The following is a 24,226-nucleotide window of genomic DNA, read 5'->3' on the forward strand; positions in this document are numbered from 1 at the left end:
CGTGAAGTCGCTTTCCCTCGTGCCGACCGCGGCAATGCTCGGTGGCGTCAGCATGGGCGTGGCGGCAGCCTCGCGTTTTCCGAGCAAGCGCCCGCCGGTGGGCAAGCGCAAGTTCACCAGTGAAGCCGTGGAGGCACTGATCGCCTCGACGAAGAAGAAGATCAAGGATCCGGAGCTGGCCTGGCTGTTCGAGAACTGCTTCCCGAATACCCTGGACACCACGGTGGAAGTCGGCCGCCTCGACGGCTACGAGGATACCTTCGTGGTCACCGGCGACATCGATGCGATGTGGCTGCGCGATTCCTCGGCGCAGGTCTGGCCGTACCTGCCGCTCGTCGCAAAGGACGAGGCGCTGCGCAAGCTGTTCCGTGGACTGATTCGCCGGCAGTCGCGCTGCATCTCGATCGATCCCTATGCCAACGCGTTCCTCCCGGATCCGAAGGGCAAGAGCAAGCTCGATTGGGCCCAGTCCGACCTGCCCATGCTGCCTGGCGTGGGCGAGCGCAAGTGGGAAATCGATTCGCTCTGCTATCCGGTGCGCCTCGCCCACGGTTACTGGCAGGCCACGGGCGACCGCGAACCCTTCGACGAATCCTGGCGCTCCGCCACGCACCGTATCGTCGCCACCTTCCGCGAGCAGCAGCGCAAGGACGGCCCCGGCCCCTACCATTTCCAGAGGCCGTCGCCGAATCCGACCGAGAGCCAGTTCCTGAAGGGCTACGGTCAGCCCACGCGCCCGGTGGGCATGATCCACGCGATGTTCCGTCCTTCCGACGACGCAACGGTGTATGCGTTCAACATCCCCGGGAACCTCTTCGCCGTCGTGACGCTGCGCCGCCTGGCGCAGATGCATGCGACGTTCTACGGCGACCAGGGCTTCGCGAAGGAGTGCAACGCCATGGCTGACGAGGTCGCGGCAGCGGTGGAGCAATACGGTTCCATTCCTGACGCCGCCGGCGATTACTGGGCCTACGAAGTCGATGGTTACGGAAATCGGCTGTTCATGGACGATGCCAATGTGCCCAGCCTGCTGGCCTTGCCATACCTCGAATGCAGCCCGCGCGATGCCCGTTATGCGCGCACCCGCGCGAAGGTCTGGAGCATGGACAACCCGTATTTCTTCAAGGGCAGCGCCGGTGAAGGCATCGGCGGCCCGCACGAGGGGTTGCGCATGATCTGGCCCATGTCGATCATGATGAAGGCCTTCACCACCGACGACACGGCGGAGATCCGCCAGTGCCTGCACTGGCTGAAGACGACCCATGCGGACACCGGTTTCATGCACGAGGCCTTCGACCAGGACGACCCGAAGACGTTCACGCGGTCGTGGTTTGCCTGGGCCAATACCCTGTTCGGCGAGTTGATCGTCCACCTCGCCGACAAGCACCCCGAAACCCTGCTGCGCGTCTGACGCGCGGCTTGAGAAGGAGCGATTCATGGTTACCCGTCGACGTTTTCTGCAAGGGATGGCCGCCGTCACGGCGGTCGGCCAGCTCGGTTCCCTCACCGCGCTGGCCGGTAGCGTGCAGGATGGCCTGAAAGCGCCCGCGCCCGGCGGCGGCACCGCCGGGCAGGGCGTATTGCGTTACGTCGACGTCTTCGTCGGCACGGGCGGCCACGGTCACACCTATCCCGGTGCGACCCGGCCGTTCGGCATGGTCCAGCTGAGCCCGGATACCTACAACGCGCAGTGGGACGGTTCGTCCGGCTACCACCAGGGCGACGGCTCGATCATGGGCTTCTCGCACACGCACCTCTCGGGCACGGGCGCGAGCGACATGCTCGACTTCCTCGTCATGCCCTCGATGGGCCCCGTGCTGCTGCAGCCGGGCGACCGCGACTACGACGGCGTCAACTACGTGTCGCGTTTCGACGCGAAGAAGGTGAGCGGCGACAAGGCGCCAAAGGGTTACAAGAGCGGCGTGAAGGGCTACCGCTCACATTACACGGGCGAGCAGGCGCATCCGGGCTACTACCGGGCCAAGCTCACGCGCTTCGACATCCTTGCCGAGCTGACCGCCACGCTGCGTGCCGGCATGCATCGCTACACCTTCGGCAAGGACGGCGACGCACACCTTCTCGTCGACCTGGCCCACGGCTTCGCGGATGCGATGGACAAGCCGGCGAACGTCACGGACGCCGAACTGACCCTGGTCGGCAACGATACCCTCGTCGGTGGCCGCCGCGTATGGCAGTGGGCCAGCGGGCGTGTCATCTACTTCGCCATGAAGCTGTCGCGCCCGGTGGCGAGTGCCACCCTCTACGTGGACGACAAGGCACAGCCGAAGGGCACGACGACCGCCAAGGGCGACCACCTCAAGGCGGCGCTGCATTTCGACAAGGCGTCGTCCGAACCACTGCTGGTCAAGGTCGGCATTTCCGGCGTCGACATCGACGGCGCCATGCGCAACCTCGACGGAGAGATGCCCGGCTGGGACTTCGAAGCCATACGCGCCTCGGCCGAGGCCGAGTGGGAAAGGGAACTGTCGAAGATCCGCGTCGATTCCTCGTCCGACAAGATAAAGCGCACCTTCTACAGCGCGCTGTACCACACGATGCTCGCGCCCACGGTGTTCAGCGACATCGACGGCCGCTACCGCGGCATGGACAAGGCGGTGCATACCTTGCCGGAAGGGCGGCACAACTACAGCACGTATTCGCTGTGGGACACCTATCGTGCCGAGCATCCGTTGCTCACGCTCTACCAGTCCGACCGCGTGCCCGACCTCGTCGACGGCATTGTCCGCAACGCGGTGGAAAGCCCCAGCGGCGCGCCGGTATGGCCGCTGCAGGGTATCGAGACGGTATGCATGATCGGTTACCACTCGGCCGTGGTTCTGGCCGAGGCACAAGCCAAGGGCTTCACCGGCATCGACTATGCGAAGGCCTGGCCCGTCATGCGCCGCCGCGCCTTGCAGGATGACTACTTCGGCCTGCGCTACTACCGCGAACTCGGCTACATCCCCAGCGAGAAGGAAGGCGAGGCAGTCAGCAAGACCCTCGAATACGCCTACGACGATTGGGCCGTGGCGCACATGGCCGATGCGCTCGGCCATGCCGACGATGCCGCGCTGCTGCGCAAGCAGTCGAAGAACTACGCCAATGTCTTCGACAAGCAAACGCAGTTCGTGCGGCCGCGCGGAGAAGATGGGAAATGGCTGGAGCCCTTCGATCCGGTCGCCATCGGTCATTCGAAGCGCTGGCGCGACTTCACCGAGTCGAACGCCTGGCAGGCTACCTTCCTCAACCAGCACGACCTGTACAACTACATGGCGCTGTTCGGCGGCGAGCAGGCTTTCGAGAAGAAGCTGGACGCATTGTTCAATGCCGACCCCATCCTGCCGGACAATGCGCCGCCGGATATCGCCGGCTTGGTGGGCCAGTATGCGTTCGGCAACGAGCCGGGCCACCACATGCCCTATCTCTATGCATACACGGGCGCGCACCACAAGACACAGGCGCGCGTGCGCATGCTGCTGGAGACGATGTACCTGCCCGAGCCCGACGGCCTCCCCGGCAACGAGGACTGTGGCCAGATGAGCGCGTGGTACGTGATGAGCGCGATGGGCCTGTACGCGGTGGACCCGGTGAGCACGAACTACGTGTTCGGCAGCCCGCTGCTCGACCGCGCGGAAGTGCAGGTCGGCGATGGCCGCACGCTGGTGATCGAGACGAAGGACAACGGTCCGGGCCGTGCCTACATCCAGTCGGTGGCCTGGAACGGCAAGCCCTGGACGAAGAGCTGGATTCCGCACAAGGAACTGGCGGCCGGGGGCACGCTGAGCTTCGTCATGGGCGACGCGCCCAACGAGGACTTCGGCAAGGCGCTCGACGACCGTCCGCCGTCCTTCGGCGACCCGGCTTCGGCCGCCTAGCCCCAACCTTGCCGAACACGTTCACAATCGATAGACCCGCGTACCGACAATCTGGGCTTGCCGGGAGGATCCGGCAGGGAGAAGGGGACGCGGCATGTCGTACGTGGGACGCATGTATTTTCGGATATACCTGCCCGCCGGGCTCGCCTTCGCCGGCGGAGCGGCGGGGGCGGCCGCCCTGAAGGCGACGCAGCGGGTGCCTGGCGATTTCGGCACGCTTTCCCTTTATTCGAACCTGCCGGGCTGGACGTTCGCCGCCGGCATGGCCATCGGCCTCGCGTGGGCCGCGGTGCAGACCGTGAAGCTCCGGCTCTGGGACCGGGGAACGATCGCCGGATGCTACGTCTGCGGCTGCCTGCTAGGCGCGCCTCGCGCGGCCCGGCGCGGCTTGGGCATGACTCGGGCATGCCTTGGCTGCGGAAAGGTGCATGGCGTGAACCACCGCCGGCTCGCGCCGCGGGTGGTACCGCTCGCGGTGGCCGTGGAGGAAACCGCCGCCCCGGTCAGGAGCGTACGTTCGTGACCGTGATGCGGTGACCGATCCGCTCGAGCAAGGCACGCAGGGCTTCGGCATCCTCGAGGCTGGCTTCTTCCTCGAGAGACAGCCATACGGTGTCGCCGGAGAGGCCGTGGACCTTTTCGTTGAACTCGATCTCGATGGCGACCTTGCCGCCGGGCTGGACCACCGATACGGCGAAATTACGTTGATGCACGCCCTGGATTCCCTGGTGAACTACTGAGGTATGGCCGCATTTTAGCGGGACACGAGGGAAAGTGCTGTAGGAGCGGCCCTGGCCGCGACAGTTTTTCACCGTGACTTGAGAGCTGGCGCGCAAACGTTAAGACCGGACCCGAAAGCTGTCGCGGCCAGGTCCGCTCCTACGGGCCGCGCCAACCAGCATGAGCGACGCGCCCAGCGCGTAACCGCCGCCGATGGCACCGCGCTGTCCCGTGCCGATGAGCGTGCCGAACAGCCAGGGTCCCGCGACCCCGCCCAGGGCCGTTCCGAAGGCATAGAACAGCGCGATGGCGAGGGCGCGCAATTCCAGAGGGAAGCTTTCGCTCACGGTGAGGTAGGCCGAACTGGCGGCCGCGGACGCGAAGAAGAACACCACGCTCCAGGCAACCGTCTGCGTGCGCGCGTCGAGCTATGGAAGCGTCCCCAGCGCAGCCGGTCAAGCCGCGCGGGGACGTCGGTTTCCACGAGTTTCATGCCCCGACCCTAAGCGGGCGGAAGTCGTCGCGGCGTCAGCGCGGCACGCGATAGCCGCCGGGCACGCCTTCCGCCGAGAGGGTGAGTTGCCAGAGCTGGTCACGCCGGCTGCGGAATACGCCTGCCGAACAGCCGAGGTAGAAATGCCACATGCGACGGAAGCGTTCGTCGTAGCGTGCCGATAGCCGGGGCCACGCGGCGTCGAAATTCGCCCGCCACGCCATCAGCGTACGGTCGTAGTCCGCGCCGAAGTTGTGCCAGTCCTCGACAACGAACAGGCCTTCCACCGCCGTAGCCACCTGGCTCATCGCCGGGATGACTGAATTGGGAAAAATGTATCGCTCGATCCAGGGGTCGGGCCTGCCCGGCGCGCCGTTGCTGCCGATGCTATGGAGCACGGCAAGGCCGCCTGGTTGCAGGCAGCGCCGCGCCACCTCGAACCAGCTGCGGTGGTTCTTGCCGCCGACATGCTCGAACATGCCGACCGACAGGATGGCGTCGAAGCGCTCGTCGAGCTCGTGGTAGTCCTGCAGGCGGATCTCGACGGGCAGGCCCTTGCACAGTTCCTGCGCGTACGCCGCCTGCTCCCTGGAGATGGTGACGCCCACGCCGCTGACGCCATAGCGCTCCGCGGCGAACTTCAATGCCTCGCCCCAACCGCAGCCGATATCGAGGATGCGCTGGCCGGGCTTGAGCTGGAGCTTGCGGCAGATGAGGTCTAGCTTGGCTTCCTGCGCGTCGTCGAGGTTGTCCGCCTGGGCCCAGTAGCCGCAGGAGTACACCAGGCGCTTGCCGAGCATCGCCTCGAACAGGTCGTTGCCGAGGTCGTAGTGCTGGCGGCCCACCTCCCAGGCGTTCTCGCCACGCTGCATGTTGAGGAAGCGGGCCTTGAGGTGTGCGATCAACGTGTCGAGCGTGCGCAGCGACTCGTCCAGGTGCGAGGAGAGCGCGCGGGCAAAGAAGCCCGGCATGTCGACGACGTCCCACCAGCCGTCCATATAGGCTTCGCCGAGGCCGAGCGATCCGTGTGCGAAGACGCGGGCGTAGGTGCGCTCGTCATGGACGACGAGGTCGGTGGGGCGGTTGCCGCCGATGGTGACACCGGCGTGTTCCAGCAATTCCTGTGCGCGTGCCTTGAGAGAGGAAGAATCGTGGCTCATCGAATAATGATTCCTCGTTGCCGCCCTGCGCGGCGTTGTTTGGCTAGAAGTGCTTCAGTACTCCACGGGTGACTGCCAGGCCGGCGATGGTCATGGCGATGGACCCGGCCAGGTTCAGTCCCGCGTGTGCGGCGAACCACGCGTACTGCTGGCGCAGCAACAGCGCGGACGCTTCGGCAGAGAATGTGGAGAAGGTCGTGAGGCCGCCGAGAAAGCCGGTGGCGACCAGCAGGCGCACTTCGACCGGCAGCGCCTGGTAATGATCGAATACGCCCAGCGTCACGCCCATGAGCAGGCCACCCGTCAGGTTGGCTGCGAGGGTGCCGAGAGGCAGTGTGGGGAACAGGGGATTGAAGGCGACCGCAAGCCACCAGCGCAGCCAGCAACCCAGCATGCCGCCAAGCCCGACGGCCAGGAACCCGGTGTAACCCACGTAACCCCCGCGAAGGATCGATGGAACGATGGAACGATTATGAACCGATGACTGCCGGACCGCGAGCGCAAGACCCTGCGGGTATACTTCCTGACCTTCCCCGTACGGCCCTGCAGCGCCATGTCGTCAGCGACTCGCGACCTGCGTCGCCACCTTCCCCTGTTGCTCGCGGCCCTGTCGATGATCGGGCCGTTCTCGATCGACGCCATCTTCCCGGGCTTCCCGGATATCGGCCGCGATTTCGCGGTAGGCGATGTGGCCCTGCAGCAGTTGCTCAGCGTGTACCTGCTGGCCTATGCGGGGATGAGCCTGTTCCATGGCGCGCTATCCGATGCCTATGGGCGCAAGCCGGTCATCGTCGTCGCCATGGCGATCTACACGGTGGCTTCCGTGGGCGCCGCGCTGGCCCCGAGCTTCGCCTTCCTCCTCGGCTGCCGCGTGTTGCAGGGACTCTGCGGCGGCGCGGGCATCGTGGTGGGCCGCGCGGTGGTTCGCGACACGATGCACGGCGAGGAAGCCCAGCGGATGATGTCGAAGGTGATGATGATCTTCGGCATCGCGCCGGCCATCGCACCGATCGTCGGTGCGTGGTTGCTGGGTATCGGCGGCTGGCGCGGCATCTTCTGGGCGCTTTCCGGCTTCACCCTGTTGCTGACCCTGGGCGTGTATACCTTCCTGATGGAATCGCACCCGGTCGAAAGGCGCACCATGTTTCGGCCGCGCCCGCTTCTCGCCGGGTACCTCGCTATCGGTCGCGACCTGCCGTTCTGGCCGCTCGCGATCTCCAGTTCGGTCAATTTCTCCGGTTTGTTCCTCTATGTGGCCTCGGCACCGCAGGTGATCCGCAACCACCTGCACCTCGGCGTCGACGGCTTCCCGTGGCTGTTCGTGCCCGTGGTGACGGGCATGGTCTCGGGTGCGTTCATTTCCGGCCGCGTGGCGGGGAGGGTGAGTGCGGCGCGCACGGTGTCCTGGGGTTACGTGGCGATGCTGTCGTCCTGCGCGATCAGCCTGATCCTGTCGCTGACGTTGGATACGCCGCGCGTGCCATGGTCCACCCTGCCGCTGGCGCTCTATGGGTGCGGCGTACAGCTCGCGTTCCCGACGCTGACCCTGCTGTTGCTGGATCGATTCCCGGAGCAGCGCGGCGGCGTGTCCTCGGTGCAGGCGTTCTTCAGCCTGCTGATCACGGCACTGGTGGCGGGTGTGCTGGCACCGGCCCTGTCCGGCAGCATGCTCGGGCTTGCCCTTGGCGCCTCAGCGATGTCCTCGATCGGTCTCGGTGCCTGGGCTTGGTACGTTCACCTGGAACGTCGCCGCGTGGCGCTCGCGAAAGCCGGTGCCGCGACCGGCGCCGTGTCGCAGATCGAGCGCAACGAACCCGGCTGAACGTCGACTGGAACAGCAGTCGAAAAGTTACATGCGTTTACCGCATGTGTGGATCATTGCCTTGATCCCAATCAAAAAACGCCATTTGCGTGGAACACGCCGGCGGTTGACCATGGACCTGCCATCAACTGCTTCCTGTCTACATGGCGGCGGCTCGTGGCAGGCCATCAGGGACGATCACTCACGGAAGGATTCCAATCATGAAGTTTCTCGCCATCCGATTAGTCTCGGCATTTGCGATCTTCGTTGCCCTTGCCGGCTGCGGGACGGTTGCCGTGTCGCCCACCGCGATCGACCAGGGAAGCGGAAGGAGCGTATTGAAGGCTTCGATTCCGTACTCGGGAGAAACCGCTCTCGCGGAGTTAAACGCGTGGTACATGGATACGACCCCCGATTGCGGAAGCGCGACAAGGCCGGCCTTCCTCTGCAGCGGCGTGATGATGCGCCAGGTCGAGACGAGTCCGAATTACCTTTCGTGGGATCCGAGTTCGTCAGCTATCACCCTGGGAGGTATCTCGGTCTCGTGGCTCAGGGCCGACAGCAATTTTCCGAACCTCTGGAAGCCGAACGGGTTCATTTTCTATCCGGACTACGACATTCCCGTCGGAAAATATCATCCGGCGGTCCTCTGTGCGTTTCCACTCGACGGGTACACCTGGCAAAGGCCGTCCCAGGGATGCGGACGGTATCTAACCCACCCGCAAAGCCGTCCGTGTGACGAGCTGGGCATCACCACGGCCGCCGGCTGGATCGCCAACTACTACGCTGGGGGCGGCGGCGTGGATATTCACTCGCAAGAATGCGGATGGAACGTGCGCCAGGGGCAGCCGGGGACTGCCAGCAGGTTCTATCAGAACGTCCTTGCGCGCGCGCAACTCCAGCCACAACACTGGTATTACTGGAACGAGTTGATGCTGGCTACGTGGACCACGGGCAAAGGTGCGACGCTTCCCATCCACTCGTTCTTTTTCAAGACCGGCGACAATGTGGCGCGGGCCCACGCCCAGAGCGACCAGCAGCGTTACCACAACCTGTATGGACGGGGTCTTCCCATTTTTCGTCTTACACTGCCCACGTCGATCGCAGGCAGGGCTCAATTCACTTACGACCCGACGGATCAGGTCGTTACGCCTACGTACTAACTGAGGATGAAGGGTCGCGGCGGTCCGCGGACCAGGGGAGGCCGCGGGCCCGCAGAAAAATCTGTGCTTCGGTGGCATCCTGCTCGAACCACGCACGCGTCGAGCCGAGGCGGTAGGTGTAACCCCAGCGGTCCATGTCTTCCATCAGTCGCACGGAACCCACGCCGGGCAACTGGTCGGCCAGGACGATCTGCAGGTAGCAGGTGGCGTCTTCTTCCTCGATGGAGTCGGTGGCGTCGGTATGCACGAGGGCGCGCTTCTCCGCCGGCAGCACGATGAGGTGGCAGGCCTCGTGCAGCAGCGAGTGGACGGGCGTGTCGGCGCGGGCATAAACCGTCGTGCCGATGATGCCGGCTTCGGTATCGCCCCAGAAACTGCCGGGAATGGGTTTGCCTTCGTCGACGGCCACAAGGGACAGGCCGTACCGGGCCAACAGGGAACGCGGTGCGTCGAACCCGATCCCGCCGACGCGCAGGACCGCGTCGGCGGGATCGCTACCGGTCACCGTGACGGCCACGGCGGTGATATCGCCCACGACCTTTCAGCCGGCCGACGCGGCCGGCTTGCCGTCGGGAAGGGCGACGGAGAGTTCCAGCACTTCGTGACCGCTGTCGCGCTCGAGGCTGACGTTGACCGCCTCGACATCGACGTTGACGTACTTGCGGATGACTTCCAGCAGCTCGTTGCGCAGCAGCGGCAGGTAGTCGGGGCCGCCGCGCGTCGAGCGCTCCTGGGCGACGATGATGCGCAGGCGTTCCTTGGCGACGCCGGCGCTCGGCTCGGGCCGGCGCTTCAGGAAATCGAGGATACCCATGCTCAACCTCCGAAGACGCGCTTGAGGAAGCCCTTCTTGACCGGCTCGAGGAAGCGCAGCGGGCGCTCTTCGCCGAGGATGCGCGCCACTGTGTCCTTGTAAGCGGCGCCGGCATTCGAATCGTCGTCGAGGATCACCGGCACGCCGGCGTTGGACGCGGCAAGCACGTTTTCCGATTCGGGGATGACGCCGACCACGGAGATGCCGAGGATTTCCTCGACGTCCGTGACGCTGAGCATCTCGCCGGCCTCGACGCGGTTCGGGTTGTAGCGCGTGAGCAGCAGGTGCTGCTGGACCGGGCCCTCGCCCTTCTCGGCGCGGCGGGTCTTGCTTGCCAGCAGGCCCAGGATGCGGTCGGAGTCGCGCACGGAGGAAACTTCCGGGTTGACCACGACGACGGCATGGTCGGCGAAGTACATCGCCAGGTGGGCGCCCTTCTCGATACCGGCCGGGGAATCGCAGACGACGTAGTCGAAGTTTTCCTTCGCCAGTTCGTCGAGCACCTTCTCGACACCTTCCTGGGTGAGGGCGTCCTTGTCGCGGGTCTGCGAGGCGGCCAGCACGAACAGGGTGTCGTGCCGCTTGTCCTTGATCAGCGCCTGCTTGAGCGTGGCTTCGCCGTGCACGACGTTGACGAAGTCGTAAACCACGCGCCGTTCGCAACCCATGATGAGGTCGAGATTGCGCAGGCCGACGTCGAAGTCGATGACGGCGACCTTTTTGCCCCGCATGGCGAGGCCGGTCGCGAGGGAGGCGCTGGTGGTGGTCTTGCCGACTCCACCTTTGCCGGAGGTGACGACGATGATTTCAGTCAAGAGATGTCTCCGAGTGTTGCAATGGGCGGTTGAGTGCCCTCAAAGCCGCGCGATCATGAGTTTTCCATTGTCGAGCCAGCACTGCACGGGCTGGCCTTCGAATTCCCTGGGCATGTCTTCGAACACGCGATAGTGCCCCGCGATCGCGACCAGTTCGGCGCGGAAGTCGGAACAGAAGATGCGTGCCGATTCGTCACCCTGCGCGCCGGCCATGGCGCGGCCGCGCAGGCTTCCGTAAACGTGGATGGAGCCGTCGGCGATCACCTCGGCGCCATTGGCGACGCCGGCCGTGACGACGAGGTCGCGGTCGCGCGCGTACACCTGCTGGCCCGAGCGCACCGTGCTGCCCGAATGGTGCTGGGCGGTCGTCACGCTGCTGCCGGCCGGGTCTTCGTCGAGCGGCGCGGCGGCGCCACTGGGTTCGCGCCGCGTCGGCACGGGCGCGGCGGCTTCGCCATGCGCCGGTTCGTACTGGGCGCGGAACTTGGCGATGAGGGGCAGGCCCATGCGCTCGGCGAGGGCTTCCGTTTCGCTGGTGCCGTACGCGATGCCGACGGGCAGCATGCCAGCGCTGCGGATGGCTTCGAGCAACGCATCGACCATGCCGTCGTCAGGCAGCTTCGACAGGTGCGAGAGGTCGAGTACCACGGCCGCGCGCGTGAACATCTGCGGGGCGGAGCGCACGCGGCGTTCCAGTTCCTCCACCAGCGCGGCGGCATCGACGCGGCGCAGGCGCACGCAGGCGATGCCCACCTGGCCGAAGCGCAGGTCGCAGGCGGCTTCAAGGGATTCGGCGCGGGCGCTCATGCGACGGCTCCCACGCCGTCCATGGGACGGTGGCGCTCTGCGAGCCAGTCCACCTTCGGCAGGCCCCCGTGCTCGAGGTAGCGTTCGCGCACGAAGGGAAAGCTGGGTAATTCACGGGCGAGCAGGCTCACCTTGGGGCCTTCTTCCATCTTCTGCTGCCCCACTTCCTGGAAGCCCATGGTGCCGTGGAAAAGCACGGTCTGGTCGTTACGGGGTTCGAGGAAGACCTCGCAGGTCAAAAGCGGCACGCGTACCTCTGCATAGCTTTGTACATCGCAATAGAAGATCCGGCCCAGGCCGTGGCCGCGCGATTTCGACGCGATCACGATGCGATCGATATACACGAAGCTTTCGTAATGGGCCTGGAACCACCGGAAGTTCGGGCTGGTGTAATCCGTGTCCTGGCGCATCGCTATGAGGAAGCCGAGGATGCGACCGTCCTGTTCGGCCACGCGGAAGTAGTGTGCGATGTCGTACAGATAGCGCAGGCGGTCGAGGTCCGTAGCGAGGATGCCTGTGCCTGCGGCATTGTTGAGTGCCAGCACGGCATCCAGGTCGTGCTCGCGCACGTCGCGGATGGCAAGGGCCATTCGTTGCTCCGCTTGAGTGTTCGTGAAAAGGCGACCCCAGGCCGCCGCGATGCGCGGCATTATGGCATGCCCGGATCGCGCCGGGGGACGATCCGGGCATGTAAAACCGTTGTAAAGCCGGTGTTTGCCGCATGCGCGCACGTGACTTCAGTCAGTGGTGCGGGGCGCGCGAAGCCCTATGATGCGAACATGTCCAAGGTCCAGTTCAACCACGTCCGCCTGCTCCGCTACGCGACGTACTTCGTGTTCCTCTGCGCGGGTCTTCCCCTGTCGATGCAGCGCGCCGGCAGTGGCCCGGGGGCGATCGGCGACGTGGCCCTGCTGGCCTGGACAGCCTGCTACCTCGTCTTCGGCCTGGTCCACTGGCTGCTGACCAACCAGCTGGGTGCCCGCCTGAACGGCGCCACGCGCATCGCAGTGCTCGTGATCCTGACCGGCACCGCGCTGGCCATCGGGGCGCTGAGCAAGAGCGGCGTGGGCGCGCTGCTGCTGATCATCGTGGCCACCGTGGTGCCCTGGCTGGTCAGCCTGCCGCTTGGTATCGCCTGGATGGTGGTGGCGCACGTGGCCCTGGTGCCCGTGTTCGCCGAGGTACCGGGTTGGGGCGTGATCAGCGCCCTGATGCAGGCCTGCCTGTATTTCGGTTTCTCGGCGTTGGTCTTCGTCGCCTCCATGGTCGCCAGCCAGCAGGCGGAGGAGCGTGAGGAACTGCGCCGGCTGAACTCGGAATTGCGCGCCACCCGCGCGCTGCTGGCCGAATCCACCCGCATCGCCGAGCGCATGCGCATTGCCCGCGACCTGCACGACCTTGTCGGTCACCATCTCACGGCGCTCAGCCTGAACCTGGAGGTGGCGAGCCACCTCACCAACGATGTGGCCCGCGAGCACGTGCTGAAAGCCCAGAGCACGGCCAAGCAGCTGCTGTCGGACGTGCGCGAGGTGGTGAGCGAGTTGCGTCAGGACGATGCCATCGACCTTACCCAGGCCCTTCGCAGCCTCACCGAGGGCGTGCCGGGTCTCGACGTGCGCCTGACCGTACCGCCGCGCTTCGGCGTGGAGGACCCGCGCCGGGCGCAGATGTTGCTGCGCTGCGCGCAGGAGATCCTGACCAATACCGTACGCCATGCCAACGCCCGTCACCTCTGGCTCATCTTCCGCCATACCGGACCGGACGAACTCTGCCTGGATGCCCGCGACGACGGGCGCGGCGGCGGCAGCGGCGAATTCCGGCCCGGCAACGGCCTGAACGGCATGCGTGAGCGGCTCGCCGAGTTCGGCGGCACGGTGTCCTTTCGTACCGACCCGGCCGGCGGTTTCGCTCTCACCGCCCGTCTTCCGCTGGGCGAGGAGCCCTCGCTGGCCCATGCACCCCCTCGCCAGGTATTCGATCCGGCCCTCGGCGACGAGCCCGAGGACGCGCCGCGTGCCAAACTCTCCGTTCCTTCCGAGGATCTTCCATGATCTCCGTCTGCCTCGTTGACGATCAGAACCTGGTCCGCCAGGGCATCCGCTCCCTGCTCGACCTGGCCGGCGACATTCGTGTCGTGGCCGAATGCGCCGATGGCGCCCAGGCGGTACAGACCATTCCCCAGGTGCGGCCGGACGTGGTCCTGCTCGACCTGCGCATGCCGAACATGAGCGGCCTGGAGGTGCTCCAGGCGCTGGGCGGCCGCAACGAACTGCCGCCCACGATCATCCTGACCACCTTCGACGACGACCAGCTGGTGCTGTCCGGCCTGAAGGCCGGCGCTCGCGGCTACCTCCTGAAGGATGTCTCCCTCGACCAGCTCGTGGAGGCCGTTCGCACGGTGGCCGCGGGCGGCTCGCTGGTGGCGCCGATGGTCACGCAGCGCCTCCTGGCGGGGGTGGGGCGGATCCAGAACCAGTTCTCCAGCCTGGAGCAGCCGGACCCGCTCACCGAGCGTGAGACGGAGATCCTTCGCCTGCTGTCCGGGGGCTACAGCAACAAGGAAATCGCCAATTCGCTCCGCGTGGCCGAGGGCACGGTGAAGAATCATGTGTCCAACATCCTCTCCAAGCTCGGCGTCCGCGACCGCACCCGGGCCGTGCTGAAGGCCCTGGAACTCGGTATCGTCTGACCCTGCGCTGACCGGGGCATCCCGGAGGGTCCACTGCGGGCGAAAATCGGCTTGTATGCGCCTGAGAAAAAGTGCAGGGGACCCAATGGCGTTCGCCGTCGCTAGCAAGTACCATCGACTCTTTCGGCGCGGGCGAACCCCTGCCACGGGCCGATTCTTCAGGGGTGAGCGCACGGCGTCCATGGCCGCGCGTGGAGCCTGTTCGTAAGACGTTCGGAGATCCGTGGAATGACGCGTCTGTTAGAATTTATTGTTGCCCTCGTCATCGTCGCCGTGCTCGGTGTCGTTGTCGGCGTGGCCATGCCCTCGACTGGACACGTCGAGCGCGAAATGCTTATCAGCAAGGATTTGCGCCAGGTATATGATGTTTTCAGCAACTTCCGCCGCTTCCCGGACTACACGGTCCTGCGGTCGTTCGATCCCAAGGTGCAGTTCGAGTTGTCCGGCAAGGCCTATGGCCCGGGCGCGAAGATCGCCTGGAAGGCCGGCGATCCGAAGGTAGGCGACGGCGCGCTGGAAATCGCCTCGATCGATCCGACCTTTGCCGGGATATCCGATGCCGGCAAGGGCACGATCATCTGGAAGCTGGACAACGCCTGGCGTGGCGAGGACAAGAAGTTCACGATCCATCTCGAGCGCGCTGGCCGTAGCCAGAAGCTCGTGAAGGTGAACTGGTCCTACGACGTCTCGTACGGCTTCAACCTGATCAACCGCTTCTCTAACCTCTACATCCACGGCGATCCGGACGCGCTGATCCAGTTCAGCCTGTCCAACCTGCAGAACCTGATGGCATCGATTCCCAACATCGATTACAGCCACATGGTTCCCTCGATCGTCGAGCAGCCGGCCAAGCCGGTGCTGTTCGTGTCGACCACAGCCCCGCGCACCCTCGACGATGTCGACGCCGCGTCGGACAAGGCGATGGCCGAGATCCAGGAAGCGGCGAAGAAGCTGGGCGTGAACATCGTCAGCCCGCGCATCACCTTCACGACGAACTGGGGCGACCAGAACTACACCTTCGACGTGGCTGCCGAGATCGACACCACCACGCTGAAGATCGGTGGCCAGGACGTCGAGATCACCGCGGCCCAGCGCCCGGCGCTCGACGCCGCCGCGCCTGCCGAGGCCACGACCGCCGCCGCCCCCGCCGATGCGGCTGCCGCCGCCACGCCGGGCAGCAAGGACAAGCTCGGCCGCGTGATCGTCGACGGCAACGTCAAGGCCATGCTCGCCTTCGGTGGCAAGGCCCTCACGGCCGAGTGGAACGGCACGGGTGCCGGCCTGCCGCAGACTCGCCAGATGCTGGAGGCGTACTCGCAGACCCACGGCTACAAGTTCGACGACGTGACCTACCGCGCCTACGACATCCAGGTGAAGGCCCCGGTGAACAACAAGGGCACCATCGAGGGTTACGACGAGCAGAAGTTCGAGATCTACCTCCCGTTGCAGGGCGACAATATTCCGGACCAGACCCCGGAACAGGAAGCCGGCATGAAGCAGCCGGGCCTGGAAGAAGCCGCTCCGGCGGGTTCCTCGACCGCGCCTGCCGCCGCCGGCACGGCGCCGGCTCCGGCCGGTACCGCTCCGGCCCCGGCCGGTACCGCGCAGTAGGAGCGCGCCCTGCGCGCGACAGCTTCTCGCCGCAGTCCGCACTAAAAGGCCCCGCCCGAAACGGCGGGGCTTTTTTATTGTCCTGATGCAACGGCTACACTGGCCTTCGATGATCGAAACCGACCGACTCACCCGCTGTTACGGACCGTTGACCGCGGTCGATTCGCTGAGCCTGCGTGCCGAGCCTGGCCAGGTGCTCGGATTGCTGGGCCCGAACGGCGCCGGCAAGTCCACCGCGATGCGCATGATCGCGGGCTTCCTCGCACCCACCTCCGGCACCGCGCGCGTCTGCGGCCACGACGTGCGCAAGGAGCCGCTGGCGGCGAAGCGCGCACTCGGCTACCTGCCCGAAGGCGCGCCCAGCTACGGTGAAATGACGATCCGCGAGTTCCTCGTCTTCATGATCCGCGTGCGCGGGCTGGAGCGCGATGTGGCCTTCCGCCGCTTCGACGAGGTGGTGCTGCGGCTGGAACTGGACGAAGTGCTGGAGCAGACCATCGGCACGCTGTCGAAGGGCCTGCGCCGACGCGTGGGGCTGGCCCAGGCGATCCTGCACGATCCGCCGGTGCTGATGCTCGACGAACCCACCGACGGCCTCGACCCCAACCAGAAGCATTCGGTGCGCATGCTGATCGACGCGATGGCGCGCGAGCGTACGATCCTCATTTCCACCCACCTCCTCGAGGAGGTGCACGCGCTGTGCAACCGCGTGGCGATCATCGCCAACGGCAGGCTGCTGGCGGATGCGACGCCGGCGGAACTGGAAGCGCGCTCGCGCTACCACGGTGCGGTGTCGTTCAGCGCTCCCGGCAGCGGGGTGTCGCGCGAGATGCTGGCGCGCATTCCCAACGTGGCGATGGTGGAGGTCGATCCGCTGGATGGCCGGGTGACCGTGTTCCCGCGCGCGGGGCAGCCGATCCTGGACGAGGTACAGGCCCTTCTGCGTACGCAGAACCTCGAGGTGTCGGAAATCCAGCTCGAGCGCGGTCGCCTGGACGAGGTGTTCCGCCAGATCACCACGCAGCGCGGAGCGCAGGCATGAAGGCGGTGCTGGCGATCGCGCGGCGCGAACTGCGGGGTTACTTCGTCACGCCCGTGGCCTATGTCTTCATGGTGATCTTCCTGGTGCTGGCGGGTCTGCTGACCTTCTATACCGGCGATTTCTACGACCGTGGCCTTGCCGACCTGCAGCCGTTCTTCGACATGCACCCCTGGTTGTATCTGGTGCTGGTGCCGGCGGTGACCATGTCCACCTGGGCGGAGGAACGCGCCTCGGGCACGCTGGAGCTGCTGTTCTCGCTACCGGTGTCGATCTCGCAGGCCGTCCTCGGCAAGTTCCTTGCCGCCTGGGGCTTCATCGGCATCTGCCTCGCGCTGACCTTCCCGATCTGGATCACGGTGAACTACCTCGGCGATCCGGACAATGGCGTGGTACTGGCCGGCTACGTGGGCAGCTGGCTGATGGCGGGCGCCTTCCTCGCCATCGGCACCTGCATGTCCACCAGCACGCGCAGCCAGATCATCGCGTTCATCCTCACCGCGGCCGTGTGCTTCCTCCTGCTTCTCGTCGGCCAGCCGCAGGTGCTCGACTTCTTCCAGGATTCGGTGCCGCCCAGGCTGCTCGGCGCGATAGGCCAACTGAGCATCACGCGCCACGCGAACGCGATCGCCCGCGGCGTGCTCGACCTGCGCGACCTGGTGTACTTCTTCGCAACGATCGTTGCCTGGTTGGCCGCCAGCGTCGTCGTTCTCGACCTGAAACGGACGCGCTGACGATGCGTACCCCGCACCTTTCGCGCCCCTTCCTGCTGCGCCTCAGCCTGCTCGGCATCGCCGCACTCTTCCTCCTGGCCATCGCGATCAGTTCGATGTCGCTGCGCACCGCTCGCATGGACCTCACCGCGGACCGCGTCTACACGCTGACCGCCGGGACTCAGAAGATCGTCGACGACCTGCGCAGGCCGCTGACCCTGACGCTGTATTTCTCAGAACACGCCACCCGCGACCTTCCGCAGTTGCGCAGCTACGAACAACGCGTGCATGAGATGCTTCGCGAGATCGCCGTTCGCGCGCATGGGCGCATCCGCTTCAGGGTGATCGACCCGGTGCCTTATTCCGACGACGAGGATGCGGCGGAAAGCTATGGCCTGTCGCCGGCCAGCGGTGGCAGCAACGGCGAACGCGTGTTCTTCGGGTTGGTCGGCATGAGTGGCACCGGCGACGTGCCGCCGCAGGCCATTCCCTTCTTCGATCCCGCGCGCGAGGCCTTCGTCGAGTACGACATCGCGAAGCTGCTCTACGAACTGGGCACGCCGACGAAGCCGCGGCTGGGTGTGATCAGCACGCTGCCCGTGGAAGGCAACCTGGTGATCGGCGAGCCCGCCTGGGCCGTGCTGCGCCAGCTGGACCAGCTGGCCGATGTGACGAGCATCGATCCGGATGGCCTCACGCACATCGACGACGCGGTCAAGATCCTCGTCCTGATCCATCCCAAGCGACTGTCCGACGACGCGCTTTACGCCATCGACCAGTACGTACTGCGCGGCGGCCACCTCGTCGTCTATGTCGACCCCGATGCGGAGATGGACAACTCGCCGCTGGTCGACTCGCATGGCGTGGTGGACGATCACGATTCCGACCTTCGCCGGCTGTTCGAGGCCTGGGGCGTCGAATACGACCCGACCAAGGTGGTGCTCGACCGGTCGCAGGCGCTGAGCATCGAGTTGAATGGCAACAGCCTTGCACACCCGGCGATGCTGGGTCTTGGGTCGCAGGATCTCAATCACGAAGATGTGGTGACGGCGAGCCTGCAGCGCGTGAATTTCTCCACCGCCGGGTTCTTCGAGCTGGCGCCGGATACGAAGGCGCGCATGATCCCGCTGGTGCAGACCTCGGACGAAGCTGCCGTGGTATCCACCCAGCGCGCACGCGACGCCACATCGGACCCGTCGGCCCTGCTCGACAATTACGAGCCCAGGCACGAGCGCTACGTACTCGCGGCGCGCCTGCGCGACACCTTCCGCACGGCCTTCCCGGAACGGCACGACAAGGGCCATCTGGCACAGGCTGCGGCGCCGGGCGAAGTGGTGCTGGTGGGCGACACCGACGTGTTGTCGGACCGGCTGTGGATCGACGTGCAGCCGTTGCTCGGCCAGCAGCAGCTCACACCGTTCGCAAACAATGGCGATTTCGTGGCGAACATCGTCGACAACCTGGGCGGATCGACGGCGCTGCTGTCGATCCGTGGCCGGGTGAATTCGCAGCGTCCCTTCACGAAGGTGCGCGCGCTGCAGGCTGCCGCCGACCGCAAGTTCCTTGTGAAGAAGCGGGAGCTGGAGAACGAGTTGTACGACACGCAGCGCCGTCTCGCGGAGTTACAGCCAGCCAAGAATTCGGCAGCCGCCGCGACGATCACGGTGGAGCAGCGCCGCGAGGTGGAGCAGTACCTGCAACGGAAGCTCGCCATCGGCAAGGAGCTGCGCGACGTGCAGCACCAGCTCAACGCGGAGATCGACGCGCTCGGCTTGCGCCTCAAGTTCATCAACATCGTGCTGGTGCCGGGCCTCGTCGCCCTCATCGGCCTTATCTACGGCTGGCGGCGCACGCGCCGCAGCCGCCGTGTGGTTTGAGGCCGTGCTCGACGGCGTGCTGAAGTGGATGGTGCCCTGGGAGTTCTCCTGGGTGTTCCTCATCGCCTTCATCGGCACCGCGTGGCTGTACGCGCGCGGGTCGCGGCGCCTGCGCGTGCCCCTGCCACGGCAGGCCGCTTTCTGGGCGGGCATGGTGCTGATCTACGTGTCCCTGCACACGTACTTCGATTATTTCGCCGAGCATGAGTTCTTCATGCATCGTATCCAGCAGGTGCTGTTGCACCATCTGGCGCCGCTGTTCCTGGTTGCCGCGTACCCCGGCACCGTGCTGCGCGCGGGTTTGCCCCTGGCGTGGCGGGTACGCGTGTGGCGGGCGCGGCAGTCCTTCGCGTGGCGGATGTTGGCGGCCATGGCCTTCAACCCGGCCTTCGTCACGCTGTTCTTCGTCGCGCTGATCCTGGTCTGGCTGATACCCGACATGCAGACGCTGGCGATGCTGGACTGGCGCATCTACCGCGCGATGAACTGGTCCATGGTGCTGTCCGGTCTCTCCTATTGGTGGCTGGTGCTCGACCACCGGCCGAAGCCGCCGGGCCGCATGTCGCCCGGCTGGCGCGTGCTCTCGCCGGCGATCACGATGACGCCGCAGATCGTGGCCGGCGCTATCGTCACGTTCTCGAAAGCCGACCTCTACCCGATCTTCGAAATCTGCGGGCGCGCCTTCACGATGAACGTGCTGACCGGCCAGCTGATCGGCGGCGTCATCATGTGGGTGCCCGCGGCGATGATCGAATCGATGGGCGGTCTGTTGGCGCTGCGCCAGTGGCTGCGCCTGTCGCGCAACGGGCGGCTGCCGCGCCGTCCGCTACGAGCACGTCCCCCGTCGATCGCGCACCGGTAGCCATGGTCGCCTACTCAGTCGGCTAACCCGCTAAACGCGGGTTCATGTCTTATGCGGCTTCGCGGCTGTATTTGTGTTGCGGGTCGCTTCGTAGGGCGGGCTCGTCTTGCGCCCTCGCACGCGGCGCCTGTTCCGTGGCGAGGGGGACGGCTGCTGGCGCCGGACGGTGAGGAAGGGCGAGGCGGAGAGCGGCATGACGGACCGTGCGATTGCTCTGATTTTTCAGAATCGTCCTAAAGCCAATCAGCCCTCGCCGTTGTTACCGTCGTACCCTCTTCGACGAACAGGGCCGAGCCAGGGTGAGCATCTTCGATTTTTATAGTGCGGCTCGGGCCGCCGGCAGTGCGATGCCGGAACACCCCAGGGAAAGCACGCATCGAAAGAAAGCCAAGCCCACGCCCCGCACGCCGGTACAGCGCTGGGCTTACCCCTTCGCCCTGCGCGACAAGCACGCGCCAGACACCATGCATAGTCACTTCCAGGCCATCGCCACGATCCGCCATGGCTTCTTCCCGCTGTCCAGCAACGGCTACCCCAACGGCAGCATCCACTTCGGTAAACCGGCCAAGGACGCGCTGGACTTCGACGACGGCTTCCGCTGTATCGCCGATGGCGAAGTGATCGCCTACCGGCTGGACAGCGAGTACTCGGTGCTCGATTACGGCCCGGAACCGGACGAACGGGTCATCGAGTATTCGCTGGGCTTTGTGCTCGTGCGGCACTGGCTGGCGCTGCCGTCCGCCACAGCGGCGGCAAGCCCGGCCCCAGCCCAAGGCGAAGCGAAAGACGGTGCGCCGGCCGAGGGCATCTATCTCTACAGCCTGTACAGCTACAACCGCCCGCTGAGTCACTACCGGAAGGTCGGGAAGCGTCTGCGTCAGGGCACCTTGCCGTTCTGGCAGGGCGAGCGAGTCTTTCGGGTGAGCGATCGCTGCACCGACGCACAGGAAAGGCCGCCACCGCCGGAGCTTAAGCAAAGCCCGGCCAGCCACGACCCCTGGGGCCAGGTGCTCCCGCCCGCGCCGCCGTTCTACGACAGCGGCTCCCTGATCGTCGGCCGGCGCATCCGTGCGGAAAACAACCAGAAAGCCTCGATCCTGGCGATCCTGCCGCACGGCGCGGAGTTCACCGTGGAAGGCGATCACACCAGCGGCTGGGCGCAGCTGCGCACGATCGAATCAAGCAGCCCGTTTCCCGCCGTGCGCGGCGAGGTGGTGCCCAAGGAGGCCGAGCGCGGCTGGGTCTGGCTTGGCGACATGGAGAGCGGCATCCTGCCGGCCGACGAGCAGCTGGACCGGGTCGTGGTGCTCGATACCCCCTATCCGGTCAAGGCCGGCGAGCGGCTGGGCTACCTCGGCGAGAACCCCGGTGTCCCGCACGCCGCGCCGCGCAAGAGCACCCGGCTGCGCGATCCGGCGATGGCCCTGGAAGTCTTCGCCGGCGAGGACTTTCCCGCCTACCTCGCCCAAGCCCGGGAACGCGCCGCCGCGGTGCCGGAGGCGCAGAAGACGGTGCTGACGATCGCCGCCGATGCGCGGCTGCTGCTTATGCCACGCCCCGCGGACCTGCTGCTGCTCACCACGCAGACCCTGGTGGCTGATGCCGACAGCCCGCCGGGGCCGTTCAAGCGCGGCAAGCGCTACACCGTCGTTCCCCGCCCGGTGGCGACGGCGACCACGAAAGCCGCCACATCGTCCCGCACCACCGGCTTCCGTTGCAGCAGGGACGGCTTACAGCGGATCGACGGCGCGTCGTTCAAGGCCCTGCCCAAGGACCAGCAAGCGAAGTTTCCTTGCGAGGAAGTCCTCGAGCCGATCGACGATGCGATCGTCTGGGGCCACAGCCACACCCCGATCAACCGGCGTTGCGAGCTGTGGCGGAACTTTCCCCTGGACGCCCAGCAGGGCGCACCGGCGCGGATACCCACCCCGATGGCCATCCCGCGCCAGGAACTGGACGCGCTGCCGGCGGACCGGAAGACGACCGACCCCAGCGGGGTGCGCTGGTGGAAGATCGACATCAGCGCGCAAGGCGGCACCCTCGCCGTATGGGTCGCCGAGAAAGGCATGCCCGGCGTCAGCTGGCAAAGCCCGCAGGCGTGGCCGGGGTTCCAGCGGTGCGCGTCAAGGTACTTGTCGCCTGAGTTATGCAGCTTGCAACTGTTTTCCGATACCTCTTGCGTGCGCGTCAACGACAGCGTCTCGTTCGGGATTCAAGGTCACGGAACCGACGGGCGACCAATCCCGGGTCGCGCGTGACCAGCGAGCCGGATAGCGTGCGCGAGCCTGGACATAGAGCTCATGTCGGGCGTCGAGGATCGCCGTATCGTCGCCGGCATGTCGCTGCGCGGGGCTCACGTAACGGATGCCGCTGTGTCGATGCTCATGGTTGTACCAATGCACGAATCGATGCGCCCATTCCTGGGCGTCCCGCAGATCGGCGAAGCCTGCATTCGGGAATTCCGGGCGGTACTTGGCGGTGCGGAACAGGCTTTCCACGAATGCGTTGTCGTCGCTCACGCGAGGCCGGGAGTACGAGGGCTTCACGCCTAGCCAGTGCATCATCGCCAGTACAGTCGTCGCCTTGAGGGTGGCACCGTTGTCACCGTGCAGCACTGGTCTTTCCTCACGCGACACGGCGTGAATGTCTTCGGCCAGCGCTGTGCGCTGCACGAGCCGCGCGGCGTGCTCTGCATCGTCGCTGTCGTGTACTTCGAAGCCCACGATCTTGCGGCTGAACACGTCCAGGATCAGGTACAGGAAAAACCAGCGCCCGCCCGCATGCGAAGGCAGGTACGTCATATCCCAACTCCACAACTGTCGCGGCGCGGTGGCCATGTGCGTGCTCGGTGGCCGGCTCTGGCGTGGTGCCTTGGCGCGGCCGCGATGGCCGGTCTGTCCCTGGGCGCGAAGCACACGTTGGAAGCTGGATTCGCTGGCAATGTACGTGCCTTCGTCGGCCAGCATAGGCACGATGCGCGCAGGAGGCATGTCGGCAAAGCGCGGCTCGTTGGCCACGCTCACGATCTGCTCGCGCTCCGCTGGCGTCAGCGCGTGTGCTGGCGTCGGCCGCACCGCATCGGGCCTACCATCGCCCGATACGAGGCCTTCCTGCGCCTTCCAGCGCTGCAGCGTGCGCGCTGCGATGCCAACGATCTCGCAGGCCTGGTGTAGACGGGCGCCGGCCTTGCAGGCGGCTTCGATGTTGCGGGCATGGTCCTGGCGATCTTCGAGGACGATCATTCGTCCTCTCCCTGCATGTTTCTTTGGAAGATCGCCGCCGTTTTTTTTGAAAGTACCAGCAATGCTGCCGCCTCCGCCAAAGCCGCGTTCTTGCGGCGAAGCTCGCGCTCGAGCTCCTTGATGCGGCGGCGATCTGCCTTCGTCTGCGACGGGCTCGCTCTCGACTCCGCGGGCCCAGCAAGCGACTGCGTTGCGCTTTCCTTCCACTGTTGCAATTGATGCATGTACAGGCCGTTCTCGCGGCACCAGGCGCTGCGAGAGACCTCGTCCATCGCCGCCGTGGCGATGACCGCCTGCAACCGCGCCGCCGCTGTCCATATCCTCGCCTGGGCCGGCTTGCCCAAGGACTGCGAGCGCCACTTCTCCAGCGTGCTCACGCCCACTCCCATCTCACGCGACACCACCTCCGGTGACGTGCTCTCCGGTGGCAGCATGCGCGCTACCGCCCGGCCTTTGAATGCTTGTCCGTATCGAGCCAATTCGTTCTCTCATCTGCGCCCCCGTTCATGGATCTATCGGGGCGACAACTATTCTGACGCAGGGGG

The 24,226-nt window shown here is 65.9% G+C and carries 22 protein-coding genes and 1 pseudogene; 13 read left to right on the forward strand and 10 right to left on the reverse strand.

Annotation, left to right across the window (positions count from 1 at the left end; genetic code table 11):
- Window positions 1–34 precede the first annotated feature (34 nt).
- The 3 genes from VGM71_RS11120 to VGM71_RS11130 all read left to right on the forward strand — a co-directional run bounded on the left by VGM71_RS11120 (window position 35) and on the right by VGM71_RS11130 (window position 4,398).
- Window positions 35–1,411: a glycoside hydrolase family 125 protein gene (locus VGM71_RS11120; protein ID WP_331545093.1), complete on the forward strand. Its 1,377-nt coding sequence runs from the start codon at window positions 35–37 to the stop codon at window positions 1,409–1,411.
- A gap of 25 nt (window positions 1,412–1,436) precedes the next feature.
- Entirely contained in the window at window positions 1,437–3,875 is a 2,439-nt protein-coding gene (locus VGM71_RS11125; protein ID WP_331545048.1) for a GH92 family glycosyl hydrolase, read from the forward strand.
- A 94-nt stretch (window positions 3,876–3,969) separates the two neighbouring features.
- A complete protein-coding gene (locus tag VGM71_RS11130; protein ID WP_331545050.1) occupies window positions 3,970–4,398 on the forward strand; it encodes a hypothetical protein in 429 nt (142 codons plus the stop codon).
- Here VGM71_RS11130 and VGM71_RS11135 read toward each other — a convergent pair.
- The 4 genes from VGM71_RS11135 to crcB all read right to left on the reverse strand — a co-directional run bounded on the left by VGM71_RS11135 (window position 4,379) and on the right by crcB (window position 6,681).
- Window positions 4,379–4,588 (reverse strand): hypothetical protein, encoded by a 210-nt coding sequence (locus VGM71_RS11135; protein WP_331545052.1) that lies wholly within the window; start codon window positions 4,586–4,588, stop codon window positions 4,379–4,381. The genes VGM71_RS11130 and VGM71_RS11135 overlap by 20 nt on opposite strands.
- A 126-nt stretch (window positions 4,589–4,714) precedes the next feature.
- Window positions 4,715–4,990 carry a hypothetical protein gene (locus VGM71_RS11140; RefSeq protein WP_331545054.1) on the reverse strand — a complete coding sequence of 92 codons (276 nt, stop codon included), beginning with the start codon at window positions 4,988–4,990 and terminating at the stop codon, window positions 4,715–4,717.
- 133 nt (window positions 4,991–5,123) lie between these two features.
- Entirely contained in the window at window positions 5,124–6,248 is a 1,125-nt protein-coding gene (gene cfa / locus VGM71_RS11145) for a cyclopropane fatty acyl phospholipid synthase (protein WP_331545056.1), read from the reverse strand.
- A gap of 43 nt (window positions 6,249–6,291) precedes the next feature.
- Entirely contained in the window at window positions 6,292–6,681 is a 390-nt protein-coding gene (gene crcB / locus VGM71_RS11150) for a fluoride efflux transporter CrcB (RefSeq protein WP_331545058.1), read from the reverse strand.
- 120 nt (window positions 6,682–6,801) lie between these two features.
- Between crcB and VGM71_RS11155 the strand changes: the two genes are divergently transcribed.
- On the forward strand, window positions 6,802–8,070 hold the full coding sequence (locus VGM71_RS11155; RefSeq protein ID WP_331545060.1) for a multidrug effflux MFS transporter: 1,269 nt from the start codon (window positions 6,802–6,804) through the stop codon (window positions 8,068–8,070).
- Window positions 8,071–8,270: 200 nt separating this feature from the next.
- Complete coding sequence (locus VGM71_RS11160) at window positions 8,271–9,212, forward strand: hypothetical protein (RefSeq protein WP_331545062.1); 942 nt, start codon at window positions 8,271–8,273, stop codon at window positions 9,210–9,212.
- Here the strand turns inward: VGM71_RS11160 and VGM71_RS11165 are convergent.
- The 5 genes from VGM71_RS11165 to VGM71_RS11185 are packed head-to-tail and all read right to left on the reverse strand — an operon-like array spanning window position 9,202 to window position 12,238.
- Window positions 9,202–9,738: a hypothetical protein gene (locus tag VGM71_RS11165; protein ID WP_331545095.1), complete on the reverse strand. Its 537-nt coding sequence runs from the start codon at window positions 9,736–9,738 to the stop codon at window positions 9,202–9,204. The genes VGM71_RS11160 and VGM71_RS11165 overlap by 11 nt on opposite strands.
- 15 nt (window positions 9,739–9,753) lie before the next feature.
- Window positions 9,754–10,026: a cell division topological specificity factor MinE gene (gene minE, locus VGM71_RS11170; RefSeq protein WP_331545067.1), complete on the reverse strand. Its 273-nt coding sequence runs from the start codon at window positions 10,024–10,026 to the stop codon at window positions 9,754–9,756.
- Between the two features lie 2 nt (window positions 10,027–10,028).
- The gene (gene minD, locus VGM71_RS11175; RefSeq protein WP_331545069.1) at window positions 10,029–10,841 is read right to left on the reverse strand and encodes a septum site-determining protein MinD; all 813 of its coding nucleotides are present in this window, start codon (window positions 10,839–10,841) and stop codon (window positions 10,029–10,031) included.
- A 39-nt stretch (window positions 10,842–10,880) separates the two neighbouring features.
- Window positions 10,881–11,648: a septum site-determining protein MinC gene (gene minC / locus VGM71_RS11180; RefSeq protein ID WP_331545070.1), complete on the reverse strand. Its 768-nt coding sequence runs from the start codon at window positions 11,646–11,648 to the stop codon at window positions 10,881–10,883.
- The gene (locus VGM71_RS11185; protein WP_331545072.1) at window positions 11,645–12,238 is read right to left on the reverse strand and encodes a GNAT family N-acetyltransferase; all 594 of its coding nucleotides are present in this window, start codon (window positions 12,236–12,238) and stop codon (window positions 11,645–11,647) included. The genes minC and VGM71_RS11185 overlap by 4 nt, the downstream gene beginning before the upstream one ends.
- 189 nt (window positions 12,239–12,427) lie before the next feature.
- Here VGM71_RS11185 and VGM71_RS11190 point away from each other — a divergent pair, with 189 nt between their 5' ends.
- The 8 genes from VGM71_RS11190 (at window position 12,428) to VGM71_RS11225 (ending at window position 22,697) form a co-directional block, all read left to right on the forward strand.
- Complete coding sequence (locus tag VGM71_RS11190) at window positions 12,428–13,699, forward strand: sensor histidine kinase (protein ID WP_331545074.1); 1,272 nt, start codon at window positions 12,428–12,430, stop codon at window positions 13,697–13,699.
- Window positions 13,696–14,337 carry a response regulator gene (locus VGM71_RS11195; RefSeq protein WP_045829465.1) on the forward strand — a complete coding sequence of 214 codons (642 nt, stop codon included), beginning with the start codon at window positions 13,696–13,698 and terminating at the stop codon, window positions 14,335–14,337. The genes VGM71_RS11190 and VGM71_RS11195 overlap by 4 nt, the downstream gene beginning before the upstream one ends.
- Before the next feature lie 228 nt (window positions 14,338–14,565).
- The gene (locus tag VGM71_RS11200; protein WP_331545079.1) at window positions 14,566–15,948 is read left to right on the forward strand and encodes a polyketide cyclase; all 1,383 of its coding nucleotides are present in this window, start codon (window positions 14,566–14,568) and stop codon (window positions 15,946–15,948) included.
- Between the two features lie 109 nt (window positions 15,949–16,057).
- Complete coding sequence (locus VGM71_RS11205; protein WP_331545081.1) at window positions 16,058–16,990, forward strand: ABC transporter ATP-binding protein; 933 nt, start codon at window positions 16,058–16,060, stop codon at window positions 16,988–16,990.
- Window positions 16,987–17,721, forward strand: a complete 735-nt coding sequence (locus VGM71_RS11210) for an ABC transporter permease (protein ID WP_331545083.1) — start codon at window positions 16,987–16,989, stop codon at window positions 17,719–17,721. The genes VGM71_RS11205 and VGM71_RS11210 overlap by 4 nt, the downstream gene beginning before the upstream one ends.
- A gap of 2 nt (window positions 17,722–17,723) precedes the next feature.
- Window positions 17,724–19,577, forward strand: a complete 1,854-nt coding sequence (locus VGM71_RS11215) for a GldG family protein (protein ID WP_331545085.1) — start codon at window positions 17,724–17,726, stop codon at window positions 19,575–19,577.
- Window positions 19,578–19,605: 28 nt separating this feature from the next.
- Window positions 19,606–20,439 (forward strand): cytochrome c oxidase assembly protein, encoded by an 834-nt coding sequence (locus VGM71_RS11220; protein WP_414675119.1) that lies wholly within the window; start codon window positions 19,606–19,608, stop codon window positions 20,437–20,439.
- A 299-nt stretch (window positions 20,440–20,738) separates the two neighbouring features.
- Window positions 20,739–22,697: a hypothetical protein gene (locus VGM71_RS11225; RefSeq protein WP_331545087.1), complete on the forward strand. Its 1,959-nt coding sequence runs from the start codon at window positions 20,739–20,741 to the stop codon at window positions 22,695–22,697.
- Here the strand turns inward: VGM71_RS11225 and VGM71_RS11230 are convergent.
- Window positions 22,584–24,160 (reverse strand): annotated as a pseudogene (locus VGM71_RS11230) (IS3 family transposase). The gene VGM71_RS11225 and the pseudogene VGM71_RS11230 sit on opposite strands and share 114 nt — an antisense overlap.
- Window positions 24,161–24,226 lie beyond the last annotated feature (66 nt).

Source organism: Luteibacter sp., assembly GCF_036499525.1.
Lineage (GTDB): Bacteria > Pseudomonadota > Gammaproteobacteria > Xanthomonadales > Rhodanobacteraceae > Luteibacter.